10 protein-coding genes are annotated in these 13,776 nt (G+C 57.0%); 7 read left to right on the top strand and 3 right to left on the bottom strand.

The window, feature by feature from the left end:
- Positions 1–334: 334 nt before the first annotated feature.
- The 7 genes from H5U08_RS01635 to H5U08_RS01665 all read left to right on the top strand — a co-directional run bounded on the left by H5U08_RS01635 (position 335) and on the right by H5U08_RS01665 (position 10,348).
- Positions 335–1,420, top strand: a complete 1,086-nt coding sequence (locus H5U08_RS01635) for a DUF1559 domain-containing protein (protein ID WP_297029468.1) — start codon at positions 335–337, stop codon at positions 1,418–1,420.
- Positions 1,421–1,594: 174 nt separating this feature from the next.
- On the top strand, positions 1,595–1,957 hold the full coding sequence (locus H5U08_RS01640; protein WP_297029470.1) for a hypothetical protein: 363 nt from the start codon (positions 1,595–1,597) through the stop codon (positions 1,955–1,957).
- A 376-nt stretch (positions 1,958–2,333) separates the two neighbouring features.
- On the top strand, positions 2,334–3,653 hold the full coding sequence (locus tag H5U08_RS01645; RefSeq protein WP_297029472.1) for a tetratricopeptide repeat protein: 1,320 nt from the start codon (positions 2,334–2,336) through the stop codon (positions 3,651–3,653).
- A gap of 20 nt (positions 3,654–3,673) precedes the next feature.
- Complete coding sequence (locus H5U08_RS01650) at positions 3,674–5,401, top strand: CRTAC1 family protein (RefSeq protein WP_297029474.1); 1,728 nt, start codon at positions 3,674–3,676, stop codon at positions 5,399–5,401.
- 176 nt (positions 5,402–5,577) lie between these two features.
- Positions 5,578–7,176, top strand: coding sequence for a CRTAC1 family protein (locus H5U08_RS01655; RefSeq protein WP_297029476.1), 1,599 nt, complete (start codon positions 5,578–5,580; stop codon positions 7,174–7,176).
- 47 nt (positions 7,177–7,223) lie between these two features.
- On the top strand, positions 7,224–8,312 hold the full coding sequence (locus H5U08_RS01660) for a tetratricopeptide repeat protein (RefSeq protein ID WP_297029478.1): 1,089 nt from the start codon (positions 7,224–7,226) through the stop codon (positions 8,310–8,312).
- Positions 8,313–8,368: 56 nt separating this feature from the next.
- Positions 8,369–10,348 carry a CRTAC1 family protein gene (locus H5U08_RS01665; RefSeq protein WP_297029479.1) on the top strand — a complete coding sequence of 660 codons (1,980 nt, stop codon included), beginning with the start codon at positions 8,369–8,371 and terminating at the stop codon, positions 10,346–10,348.
- Here the strand turns inward: H5U08_RS01665 and H5U08_RS01670 are convergent.
- From H5U08_RS01670 to H5U08_RS01680, 3 genes are all read right to left on the bottom strand, one after another.
- Positions 10,328–10,753 carry a DUF3467 domain-containing protein gene (locus tag H5U08_RS01670; protein WP_297029481.1) on the bottom strand — a complete coding sequence of 142 codons (426 nt, stop codon included), beginning with the start codon at positions 10,751–10,753 and terminating at the stop codon, positions 10,328–10,330. The two genes, H5U08_RS01665 and H5U08_RS01670, sit on opposite strands and share 21 nt — an antisense overlap.
- A 303-nt stretch (positions 10,754–11,056) precedes the next feature.
- Positions 11,057–12,784 (bottom strand): HDIG domain-containing metalloprotein, encoded by a 1,728-nt coding sequence (locus tag H5U08_RS01675; RefSeq protein WP_297029483.1) that lies wholly within the window; start codon positions 12,782–12,784, stop codon positions 11,057–11,059.
- 78 nt (positions 12,785–12,862) lie between these two features.
- Positions 12,863–13,776, bottom strand: a 914-nt coding sequence (locus tag H5U08_RS01680) for a PhoH family protein (protein WP_297029485.1), incomplete at its 5' end; no start/stop codon positions are given.

The following is a 13,776-nucleotide window of genomic DNA, read 5'->3' on the forward strand; positions in this document are numbered from 1 at the left end:
GGAAGCTTTGGCCAGGTGCCGGAAACTGAAACTGCTGGTCGCCTCTGATTCCAAGATGACCAGCGATGGCGTGGCCGCCCTGGCCAAACAAATGCCGCGAACACAAATAGTGTATAATCTATCACAGAACAGCAACAATTAAATGGATTATTTGTGCCATATCTCGAAACATGCACCCTGAAATCCAGAATTCCATGCGCAAAAAAGCGCAAATCAGTTGCACATTCAAGGCAGCCGTGTTAAATTTGGACGAGTTGGAATTCTTATCGCAAGGGGTGGGCCGGTCTAGTTGGTTTTGGGCTATCGTCATCCTCAATCAGAGGAGGTTTGACTCATGAGGCGCGTATCTGTTGCCAAGATTCCAAAATGGAAAAAAGGGTTCACCCTTGTCGAGCTTCTGGTCGTGATCGCGATCATCGGAATTTTGATCGCGCTCCTTCTGCCTGCGGTACAAGCGGCTCGGGAAGCAGCCCGCCGCAGCCAGTGCACCAATAACCTGAAACAGTTTGCGTTGGCTGTCCATAACTACCACGACGTTTACAAAACGTTCCCGCGACAAAGCTACGTCAGTTTTTTACCCGGTTCCGGGGTCAATCTTGATCCCTGGCGAATTTGGCAGGGTTACAGCGTCCACACGATGATCCTGCCGTTCATCGAACAGCGGGCCATTTATGACCAAATTGACTGGCGAATCCCGGACGGTTGGTACAACCAGCCGGCACAACTGCGCGAGGCTGTCATTCAAACATTCTTGTGCCCCTCTGACATGAAGGCCCCGCAAACGGGGTGGCTCCACGGGCCAGGTTGCAACTACGCGGTGAACTCCGGACCCTGGTTGATCTGGTGGGACCATAGCCAGATGTGCCCGGGCACCTTCCGCCCGAACCTGGAAACCACCATCGCGGAAGTCATCGACGGGACGTCGAATACCATTATGGCGTCGGAGGTCCTCAAAGGCGATGACAACGGCGCCCAATACCTGCCGGGCGAGCCTGTTAGAAACGTAATCCCAAGCTGGTACAATCACGGCGACCCGAACACCTATCTGGCCCCGACGCTGCGGAATCAGCCGGTTCAGCCCTACATTGACAACTTGAACGCCTGGGGTATCCAGTGCCAGGCGAACATCGGTGACCACCTCAGCAACAACGGCTGGAACTGGATGGGAGCCAACTACACCCAGACCGTCTTCAACACCATCGCGCCGCCCAACTGGCAGTATCCAACCTGTATTGCGGAAAACCCGCCGGGCATGGCCTCCGACCGTGACGGTGCTTATCCAGCGCGAAGCTACCATCCTGGTGGCTGCAATCACGCGATGGTGGACGGGTCGGTGCGATTCATTTCCAACACGATCGATCTGCCAACCTACTGGGCGCTGGGCAGCCGGGCCGGTCGTGAGTCGGTCCAGGCCCCGTGATAGCGGTGTTCGGCACTCCGTGATCCCGGTTCATGGAGTGTGCTGAGTCTCAGGCCACACCGTGGCCGGTGAGTGTGATAACTCAGTAGGTGTGCGGCTGAGGCACAGTCACCTGTGCCTCAGCCTGATTTCAGTCGAGACAGGTTTCAAGCACCCGCAGGGAGGAGACCACCGATGCTTCAGCGGACGACCTACGCGATCTTGGTAATGGCGGTTACGGTGTTGGTCATTGGGTGTTCGAAGGCGAAGTCCGTCAAGCCGCCCGAACGCAACCCCAAGGAAGAGTTGATCAAGGTCCTGCAGCCCATTGCCGAGGGCAAGTTGCAGCAGGCGGGCAGCGCGATGGGAGAAGTGATGAATCTCATCGAACAGATCAAGAAGACGGATCCCGCTCTGGGCAACGAACTGGAAGCCGACGGCAAAAAGATTATGAGCACCCAGGATGTCAATTTGGTGAAGACCACCGCCCAGGCCATGCTCCAAAAACTGGGCGCAGGGAGCAGCGGCGGGGCGGCTTCGTCTCAATCCAATCAATAGTGATGAGGCGTCCGTAAGCTGCCTGATGACACATTCGTAAAAACAGCCACGTCGCCCGACTCCCGTCGCGGCGTGGCATTTTTGTTAGACAGTTTCGGATGGCACGGAGATAATGCTCCATCAAAAGAGGCATTTTCATTCCGGTCATTAGCCAAAAAACGGAAGTCAAATAAAGTGAACCAATCACCGAGGGTGGGAATACAACGTAAAGGACGGCTCCGCTATACCGGCTTGCCGCGAACGTTTTCTCAGAGCATATGTTCCGCCGTGGATGATGAGGCTCGCTGACAGAAACTGGCCAGACCGGCCCGACACCGAAGGGACGCCTGAATCACCGGCTGCACCCGAAAAGCCAGCCCGACGGCGATCATTCTGGGTGCGCAAGCGTTTTTGGGCAGCCTGCGCTGCTGTGCTGCTGATCGGCGTTCTCTTCCGGGTGGTGTGGGATTGGACCCATCCGCCCAGCCCGCTGCTTCAGGTTGCAGCGGACGCCGCACCGGAAGTGGCCGAATTGCTTCGCGAGGCCAATCAACTGGCCCAGGATACTGTCGCCATTTTCCCGGACGACCCGTATGCATGGGACGTGATGGGCCAGCTCCTCGGTCGGTTTGGAAAAACCGAAGAAGCAGCGCAATGCTGGGAAAAGGCACTGGAGCTTGATCCGAATTTTGCGGTTGGATATCAGTCCCTCGGCAATCTCGCGCTGGAGCGTGGGGAACTAAAGAAGGCTGCCGAGTATTACCGCAAGGCCTGGGAACTCCAGCGTGATTCCTCGGTCTACCCCGTCCAACTAGCGGAAGTCCTCATCCAGGATGGTCAGTTGGAGGAAGCCCGCCAGGTGCTGACCGAGTGCCTGCGTCGGCACCCGCGCTCCCTTCCGGCTCGGGCACTCCTCGGTCAGATCCTCGTCCCTTTAAAAGATTACTCTGCGGCCTGCGAGCATCTCATGTACGTGATCACTGCCAACCCGGATTACACCAACGCGTATTATCCCCTCTCGACCGCGCTGAGCCGCCTGGGACAGACCGAAGAAGCGCGGAAGTATCTGGCACGATTCCAAGAGCTGAAGCGGCGCGATGAACAGCGACACCGAATGAGTTTGAAAACCGAGACACAGCTTCCCGCCGTCCGTGCTGCACTGGCGCGGGCCTATTTGCTCGTGGCGAAAATCTATATCGCACGCGGCGACGTCGCCACGGGAGAACGTCTCTTGAAACGTGGCCAGGAGCTGAATCCCGACGAAGAAGAAATCCCGCCGCTTTTGGCATGGCTTTATTTTAAAACCGGTCGGGAAAACGAGGCGGTAACGACTCTTCAGAATTACCTCCAGAAACACCAGGGCTCGTTGGAAGCCCAAATGGCGGCAGGCAGGGTGTTTGCCGAATTCAAACGATTTGAAGACGCGGAAGCCGCCTATCGCCGAGCTATTGAAATGACTCCCCTGGAAGCCGGCGGATACGCTGCACTGGCTTCGCTGTACATCACGGCGGGTCGGCGCCCCTTTGATGCGCACGTCCTCGCCCTGAGGGCCGTGGCTCGCGAACCGGCTCCCCAGTTTTTCTTCCTCCTGGCCCTCGCTGCCGAGCGGGACGGAGATACTCCGGCAGCACTCGCCGCTGCCCGGGAGGCCGCCCGCCTGGATCCAACCAACGACCAGTACCAGAGGTTGCTCGAAAGTCTCCGCCGTACACCGTGAAATCACGAACTTCAACACTTATGCTGCCGGCACCTCTGCTCTTGCGATTTTCGCTGATCGGCGCTCTGGTGGCCACCCTGGCATGCAGCGGATGCCGCCGCACGGCAACTACGTCTTCTGAATCCCGTATTCCTCTCATGCGGGACGTCACAAACGAGACCGGCATCACCTTTGTTCACACCGATGGAAGCAGCGGTCGCCGCTACATCATGGAAACAGTGACGTGCGGACTGGCCCTCTTCGATTACAACAACGATGGCCTTCTGGATATCTACTTCGTCAACGGAGCCCCCTTACCGGGCGCGCCACCTCGTGATCCGCCTCCGCGCAATGAACTGTGGCGCAACGATGGCCACTGGCACTTTACCAATGTGACCGACGAGGCACGCGTGGGTGACACGGGTTTTGGAATGGGTGTGACCGTAGGTGATTACGACAATGATGGCTGGCCGGATATATTCGTGAATAACTACGGCCCGAATAAACTTTATCGTAATAACGGCGACGGAACGTTCACCGACGTTACCGACCAGGCTGGTGTGGGCGGTGGCAATCGCATGGGCGCCGGCGCTGCCTTTCTCGACTATGACAACGATGGCGACCTCGACCTCTACGTGGCCAATTACGTCAAATTCACCGAGGAAAGCCATCGCGTCCACTACGTGAAAGGCTATCCCATGTATGCCGGGCCGCGCGATTTCCCGCCCGAACCCGATCAACTCTATCGCAATAACGGCGATGGCACATTCACCGATGTCAGTCTGGAGACCGGCATCGGAACACATGCTGGCTCGGGGATGGGAATGGTATGTTCGGACTACGACAACGACGGTGACACGGACGTGTTCGTCCTCAACGATGTGGCGGGCAATTTTCTCTTCCGTAACGATGGTCACGGACACTTCGAAGAGGTTGGTCTGGAAACGGGCTTCGCTTACAACGGAAGCGGGGATGAACTGGGGAGCATGGGCATCGACTGCGGCGACTACGACAATGATGGCTGGCTCGATTTCTTCATGACCTCGTATCAGGCCGAGCTGCCCGTCCTCTACCGCAACCTGGGAAACGGAACTCTGGAAGATGTCACCATAGTCACCGGGGCCGGGCAGGGATGTCTTCCCTACGTCAACTGGGGAACCGGTTTAATTGACTTTAATAACGATGGCTGGAAAGATTTATTCATTGCCTGCGGACATTTACAAGACAATATCGACCTTTATGACGATACCACAGCCTACGCGGTACGGAATATCCTTCTTCTCAATCGCGGAAACGGCACATTCGAGGATGTAAGCCGTCGTTGCGGCGACGGTCTCGATCCCGTCTACAGCAGTCGCGGTGCGGTGTTCGGTGATCTCGATAATGACGGCGACATCGATATTGTCGTACTGAATTCCCGACAAAAACCGACAATTATTCGCAACGATCAGCGAACCGGAAATCACTGGGTTCAGATCACCCTTCGCGGCACGAAGTCAAATCGGGATGCTGTGGGCGCAAAAATCAAAGTTGTCGCAGGAAATTTCACCCAGGTGGACGAGGTGCACAGCGGCCGCGGCTATCAAAGTTACTGGGGACCGCGGCTCCACTTCGGGCTGGGCCGGGCCACGGAAATTACTCGGATTGAAATTCACTGGCCGTCCGGAAACACGCAGGTGTTTGAACACCTTCCGGTGGATCGGTTCCTGACCTTCACTGAGGGTGAATCCACTTTTGTGAGCAGGACTGTCGATGAGATGCCGCACTGATACTCGGCTCTTTGGCTATGTGGTCCAACAAATACAGAAGTAGATTTCCTTTTTATTCCCTGCTGCTGGCCGGCACGATCCTGTTATCCCAGGCGAGCTGTCGGCGCAATCTCGATTCCTCGGGCACAGGTACTCCCGCCAGCGCTGGCATTCTCCTCAGGGATGTGTCCAAAAGTGTGGGGATTACGTTTCAGCACACTGATGGCAGCAGTGGCGAACACTACATCATCGAACCCATGAGTGCCGGCCTGGCGCTTTTCGACTACGACAATGATGGTTTTATCGATATTTATTTCCTCAATGGGGCGCCGCTTCCCGGTTACAAGGGGCCGCCCAATCCGCGTAACGCTCTGTACAGGAACAACGGTGACTGGACGTTCACCGACGTAACAGACCGGGCGGGTGTCGGGGATACAGGCTATGGGCTTGGGGTAACAGTCGGGGATTTCGACAATGATGGGGATCCCGACCTCTATGTCAACAACTATGGCCCCAATGTTTTTTATCGCAATAATGGCGACGGAACATTTACCGACATCACGGCCCAGACCGGAACCGCCGGGCCGGCCGACTACGTGGGAGCCGGGGCGCTTTTCGTGGATGTTGACCGCGATGGTCTGCTTGATCTCTATGTGGGGAATTATCTCCGCTTCGATCCGAGTATGAATGTCGTGCGGATGATCGACGGTATGCGATCTTATCCGTCACCCCGAGACTATTTACCGATTCCCGATTCCCTTTATCGCAACAATGGCGACGGAAATTTCACTGATATCAGTGAGGCGTCCGGAATCGCCGCCGTTAAAGGGACCGCCATGGGAATGGTGGCCGCCGACATCGATAATGATGGCGACACCGATATCTTCGTCCTCAATGACGTTGCGGAGAACTTCTTATTTATCAATGATGGCACTGGTCATTTCACTGAGTCTGCAATCGAGCGGGGGGTCGCCTATAATGCGTACGGGGAAGAAAACGCCAGTATGGGCGTGGATTGCGGCGACGTCGATCGCGACGGCTGGCTCGATTTCTACATGACTGCCTACGAAGACGAATTGGCCGTTCTTTATCGCAATATCGGCGACGGTTATTTTGAAGATGTCACGCAGCTTACAGGTGCAGGGGAGGGCACGTACGCCCATGTCAACTGGGGCATCGGCCTCGTCGATCTCGATAACGACGGCGACCTGGATGTCTTTATCGCCAACGGACACACGGAAGATAATGTCGAAGCGCGAAGTGCGGCCACCGCATGGCGGGTCCGCAATCTGGTATTGATGAACGACGGAAAAGGACATTTTCGAAACATCACAGACGAATGCGGCGATGGGCTAGCGCCTGTGGAGGCGAGTCGCGGCGCGGCTTTTGCCGACCTCGACAACGATGGAGACATCGACATTGTGGTCCTCAACTCCCGCAGCGCTCCCACCATCATTGAAAACCGAACGAATAACGGAAATCACTGGATTCAGATTATTCTCGAGGGAACCAAGACAAATCGCGATGGCGTTGGCAGTCGGGTCACACTTACCACAGGGGGGTTAAAACTCGTCCAGGAAAAGCTGGGAGGACGTGGTTATCAATCTTACTGGGGTTCACGCCTCCATTTTGGTCTAGGACGGCATAATCACATCGACCAAATTGACGTTCACTGGTTAAGCGGAACAACAGACACGATAAAAAACGTCCCCGTTGATTGTTTTATCAAGATCAAAGAAGGAAGCCAGCGTTTCGAAGTCGTACGGTTACCACGGGCAAAAGGCTCTCCAAAATAGGCTTCTCGGTCATTGCCGATCGAAGCCATGTGAGGGAGGCCACACAGATGATCCTGCGCAGACGCGTTCTGGCTTGGGTGGTGGTGTTGGCAGGAGTTGGCTGCATAGCTGGAATTGTTGTGGTCTTCTTGTGGCGACCGTCATTTAAAGCACAGCCTCATCAGCCAGCAGAGCATACCTCTTCAACGAAAAGGATTATCCTTCCTGACGTCGTCAATAGACCGGTGCCGCAGACGGGTCATCAGATCACGGAGGAGATGGACCGTATCGCCCAATGGCTGGAAATCGCGTTTCCGGACCGCGTGGAAATGCTGGAACTTGCCGCCCGACTGCGCTTTCACCGAGGTGAACTGGACAAAGCAGAACAGTTGTGGCACCGCGCTATAAGCATCGATCCCACCTATCCCTTTGCCCATCACGGGCTGGCAATTGTACGAGCGTTGCGCGGTGACTATGAAACCGCCATCAGGGAATATCGTGAGACGCTTCGCTTCAGCCCACGGGCTGTGGAGCCGCTTCTCGAGTTGGGTGATGTCCTTATTAAAGCCGGAAAAATTGATGACGCTATTGATCTCCTCGAAAATGACTTCCCTTCTACTGTAGAGTCGATATGGCGTTACACCATGCTTGGACAGTGTTATCTGCACAAAGGCGATCTGGCTAAAGCACGGCTCATGTATGAACTGGCCCTTTCCCGTGATCCCAACGATTCCTCTGCTTTATATGGTCTATCGCTCGTTCTGGTCCGTCAGGGTCACCAGGAAGAAGCTGATAAACTGGCCGCGCGGCTCAAGCAGGTTCGAGAAAATGAACGTCAAAACGAGCGGGAAGAACGACGACGTTTTGACGAGCGAGCGGACCTTGCCGGAAAACTTGCCGAGGTTTACGGTGGAATCGCCAGGTTTCTTTTGGCTGTCGATGCAATTGAAGAGTCAAAAGCGGTTGCTCATCGGGCTATCCAACTTCAACCCGACCAGCCGGCGGCGCGGCAGGTTCTCGCGGAAATTCGCCTGAAAGAACTGGCGCCCGTCGCATCAGTCACGCCGTCCGTTTCCCAGGACAAAGGAGACCACCCAACGAACACACATTCGCAAAGGCCACGGCCCCAGGGTGGTTCTCCGACTAAACGGCCGTGACAGCCTGGCAGCGCATCACACGAAATAGTTTTATGACCACGGGCAGGTGAGTTTGCATGATGGCATGCACGCGAGTATCGCCCTGCCGCGAGTTAAAAATGGGCTTGGCCATTTTGGCAGCGCCCGCTTTACTCCTTCTCACTCTGCTGGTGCCGGGATGCCGTCCACCTGAACCGGCGAAGCCCCCCAGCCCCAAAACCGCAGAATCGGCAACGCAGGGTTCTTTGGGCTCTCCCGAGAAGGAAGTCGAGAACCAATCGGTAAGGCCTGCCCCTCCTTTTTTCCGCTTTCGCGATGTAACGGATTCCTGCGGTATTCGCTTCATCCACACAGATGGTAGCAGCGGCCGACGGTACGTGATTGAGCCCATGTCCGCCGGCCTTCTTCTCTTCGACTATGACAACGACGGCTGGATTGACATCTATTTCCTCAACGGCGCTCCACTTCCCGGCTACACCGGTCCCCCTTCTCCGCGAAACCATTTGTATCGCAACCTGGGTGAATGGCGGTTCGTGGATATCACTGACGAGGCGGGAGTCGGAGATACCGGCTACGGCCTGGGAGTTGCCGCCGCCGATTACGACAACGACGGTGACGAGGATATCTACGTCAACAACTTTGGACCGAACGTGTTTTACAGAAATAACGGCGATGGAACCTTCACCAATGTCACCGAACAGACGGGAACGGCAAACGGGGAGAAAATGGGGGCCGGTGTCTGTTTTGTCGATATCGACCGGGATGGATGGGTAGATTTATACGTTGGTAACTATATTCACTTTAATTTTGACCTGCATATATCGCGGACGATTAATGGCGTTCCCTCTTATTCCGGACCACTCGACTATACAGCCGTCCCGGATACTCTCTATCATAACCAAAGAGATGGCACCTTCACGGATATTTCCGGCCCATCGGGCATCTCGCAACTTGCGGGTACAACCATGGGCCTGGTTGCTGGCGACTTCGACAACGACGGGGATGACGATATCTTCATCTGCAATGACGTGCGAGAAAACTTTTTCCTGATCAATGATGGGGCCGGCCACTTCGAGGAAGCCGCCATCGTGCGCGGCGTCGCCTATGATGCTAGTGGATCTCCCCAGGCAAGCATGGGCGTGGACTGCGCCGACCTGAACCGCGACGGCTGGCTGGATCTCTTCATGACGTCCTATCAGAACGAGACCGTCACGTTCTACCGAAACCTCGGCAAGGGGTTCTTTGAAGATGCGACGGCCGTCACCGGAGCCGGTGCGGGAAGCTACCCCTATGTCACCTGGGGTGTTGTCCTTGCCGATTTTGACAACGACGGTGACAAAGACGTCTTCATTGCCTGTGGTCACTTGGATGATAACGTGGAACTTCGCGACCGCAGCACATCCTACCGAGCGAAAAACATTATTCTCATGAACAAAGGCAACGGCCAGTTCGTTAACGTCAGCGCGCAGAGCGGTGACGGACTTCAGGTCGCCAAGAGCAGCCGGGGAGCGGCCGGGGACGACCTCGACAACGATGGACGTATCGATATCGTGATTGTCAATTCGCGAGAATCACCCACGATCCTGCGCAACGAAACGCCGACCCCGTACAACTGGCTGGAACTTGTCCTGGAAGGTCGCGCGAGTAATCGGAGTGCGATTGGCGCTCGGGTCAAAGTGGTGGCTGGCAACCTTGTCCAGTATGACGAGGTCCACAGCGGACGCGGATACCAGAGCGACTGGGGCCGACGACTCCATTTCGGCCTCAGAGAGCACAACGAAGTTCAGCTCATCGAAGTCACCTGGCCGAGTGGACGGATCGACCGGTGGTCGCACATCCCGGCCAACCGAATTATCAAGCTCATTGAAGGTGAAACCGATTGGCTCACGCTGCAGCCCGCAAGGTCGAGTCCTTCTGCCTCAAGAAAAAAACCGCGCCACGTGGTCTGCATTGATCCACGTGGCGCGATTCATTTTCGGAGTCAGTTTTGGACGGGTTCGTCCGATCCGGACGGTAACCGAGCGCGTGGCTCCCCGTCATTGATTGGGCCGGGGTGACGCCGTCGGCATCGTCCGAACACGCTTCTGGATGTCCGTTTCGAGGACACCGAAGGTGGCTTCGTGCCGCTGGATGGTAAGCTGGAGTGCGTGGAGCATCCGCTTGGCAGTGTAAAAATTCATGACAATCCGTTGGCTCACCACGATCGGCTGGGAAGGGATGCCGATCGGCTGCGGATTCAGACCGAAGTCGATGATCACCTCTTCCGGCGTTCCAGTGACGCGACAGAAATTCGCGTAACTGGCCGTCACCTTGCTGTCGTCGATCTGCAGCGTAACCCGAGGTGGTGCAGCCTGCTGTGGCTGTGACTGCGGCTGTTGCGATTCCACGGCAGTTTGTGCAGCCTTGTTTTCCTGATCCGTGGCACCTGTTTCCGGGGGTTGAGGAAGATCGAAGTCTGACACGGCCAATCCCTTTCGTGAAAAATTAGGTCCTCTGAACTCGCCGTCGCACCACGGTGTGGCGCGACCCCACTATCACAACCGGCGGCAAAAAGCAACCGCCAGCACCCATTGTCATGGCATCACTGTCTTTCTAATGGAATATAGCACACATTTCGTAAGGTCATGTTCCGTAACAGCACGGCTACCGATTCCCGGTCGGCCTCCAGCGTTTCATCCCGCGGATCCCGAACCACCGGCAGAAACGGAGAAACCTGAGGCCGGACCATCACGCGATTCGGGGCGATCCCCCTTGATGGCGAAGTTTCAACCATTCTCAGACGGAGAACTCTTTTCACCGCCTGCCGGCGCCGCAGCACCAGTCGAAGCGTCTCCACCGGCACCACTTTTGGGGCCGTTGTTGCCGTTGGCCCGGGCACTCGGCTGCTGTCGGTTTGGCGCAGTCACCGATTCCGAGCGGCGTTCCGTCTCTCGTCGATCTTCCGTGCGTCGTTCCGGATACTTGATCCGCCCGTGGTACATCGCTACGAGTGACTTGATGAGGCTGTCTTCGATGGTGCGGAGCTCTCGTAGCGTCAGATTGGTATCGTCAAACTGCCCCTCATGGAGTTTTTTCTCGGCGATGTCCCGGACAACCGCCTCAATGCGGGACGGGGCGGGGTCTTTCAGGCTGCGGACGGCGCTTTCCACAGCATCGGCCAGCATCAGCACAGCGGCCTCTTTCGTCTGCGGGCGAGGCCCCGGGTACCGGAAGTTATTTTCATCGACCTTGGGCGCCTCCGGTTGGCTTTCCTGCTTGCCCCGAGCGCGTTCGTAAAAATACTCCACCAGCGTCGTGCCGTGATGCTGTTCGATAAAGTCGATGATCAACTCCGGAAGATGATGCTGCCGGGCAAGGTCCGCCCCGTCTTTCACATGGGCGATGATGACTAGGCTGCTCATGGTTGGCTCAAGGGTCTCGTGTTTACTGGGAGCATCGGCCTGGTTCTCGATAAAATATCCCGGCTTGAGCATCTTTCCGATGTCGTGAAAGTACGCTCCAACCCGCACGAGCAGTCCGCGGGCACCGATCGACTCGGCCGCCGCCTCCGCCAGTGCTCCCACATTGATCGAGTGGTTGTACGTGCTGGGGGCCCGGCGAGCCAATTCTCTCAAAAGCGGGTGTGACAGATCGCTCAGTTCCAGAAGCGACATATCGGTGAGCACACCGAAGAAACGCTCCACAAACGGGAGCAACCCCTCCATGAGGAAACCGCTGACCACGCAGGCGAGGGCCAGCCGGCCCAACTCGGCCAGCAACACGGTATCGACCGGGACCTGGTTGAGCAGGGCCACCAGCAGCCGAACAGCCACGCCGACAACCGCCGCTCCCATGCTGACGTAGAGCAATTTGGTCCGCGTGCGAATGGAGTCGAGCTGAAGGATGGCCCACGCGACGACGGCCCCCCACAGCAGGACGGCCCCCACTTCCAGTCCCGTACCAAGCACCACCGCCAGGATCATCACCCCGGCAAAGAGGAGCGCCAACTCGCGGTGATAGGCCACGGCAAGCGTCTGCCCGAAAATGATCATCGGGATCAATTCAGCATAGGGGACCTCTCTGGCAAGCCACTGGGCCAGGGCCACCGTGACAACCAGAAGGACGAGCACGCTGGTAAGGGAATGCAACTTCACCAGGACGCGGCGTTCCCGAAAGAAAAGGTAGAGCGCAACGACCCCCAGAAGGCCCGCCATCAAGAGCCAAACGGCGACAAACCTTTCCACAGCGTGGAGCCAGGCCCCTCGCCCGGCGGCCAGCAATGTCTCTGGTTCCGCGCCCTCGGATTCGGCGGCCCGGAGGTGCCACTGCAAAGTGCCAGCAGGCAAAGCGTAGCGGGCATCAATGGCCAGGTTACCCGACCGCTCTGGTTGGGGGGGCAGCATCCCATGGATGCTGACCGTCAACAGGGTGACCGCCACCAGGCCGAGAACCGCCCGCAACCCCACTTCTGTGCGGCGGAGACGGTTCCAAGCCAATTCCCACTTGGTGGGCACCTGAACCAGTCCGGCCAGGCGCTCCGCGCGTTTTCGTTTTGGTGCACCGAAATTTAGAAGGCCGATTGCACGCCTCCCTTACGCATCAGGTACTTCTTCGATCATGGGTTCGGAGAGCTGGGCCTGCTCCTCTCTCCGATGAGATGGACTGGCCTCAGAGTTCCGCTCCCTCCGCGGCGATCGCCCCTCGTAGGCATCAACAATCGCCTGAACGAGGGGATGCCGGACAATGTCTGCCCTGGTCAACTCAACCTGCGCGATTCCCGGAATATGCCGAAGTCTCGTCCACGCATCGACCAACCCACTCTTCGTGTGGGGAGGAAGATCGATCTGGGTCGTGTCCCCCGACACAACAATCTTGGACTGATGCCCCATCCGTGTGAGGAACATTTTCATCTGGGCCACGGTGGTATTCTGGGCTTCATCCAGGATCATGAACGCCTCGTTCAGTGTACGGCCACGCATATACGCGAGGGGCAGCACTTCTATGCGTTCCTCCTCAGCGTAGCGAGCCGCCACGTCGTACCCCACCATGTCCCGGAGTGCATCCATGAGCGGTCGGAGGTACGGTGAAATTTTCGCCTGAAGATCTCCTGGCAGGAATCCCAGGCTCTCTCCGGCTTCAACGGCGGGTCGCGTGAGGACAACCTTGCGAATCCGCTGCTCACGGAGGGCCGCCACCGCCATCGCCACAGCCAGGTAAGTCTTGCCCGTACCCGCCGGTCCGATGCAGAATACAATATCGTGCTTTTGGATGGCCGACACATATCGGGCCTGTCCGGGCGTGCGCGGATAGACGCGACGCCCGCCGAATACCTCAATGGGGGGGACGTCTTCCTGAATCGGGCCTGCTCTCACCTCCAACAAGAGACGGCGAACCTCCTCAGGTGCTACCGACCCGTTGCGACGGACGAGCGATTGCAGACGCTCCAGGATTTCAGTGGCCTGGAGAACTGCGGCGTCTTCCCCGCTGACATAGATCTTATTGTTGT

The sequence above is a fragment of the Thermogutta sp. genome (genome assembly GCF_014359955.1).
Classification (GTDB): domain Bacteria; phylum Planctomycetota; class Planctomycetia; order Pirellulales; family Thermoguttaceae; genus Thermogutta.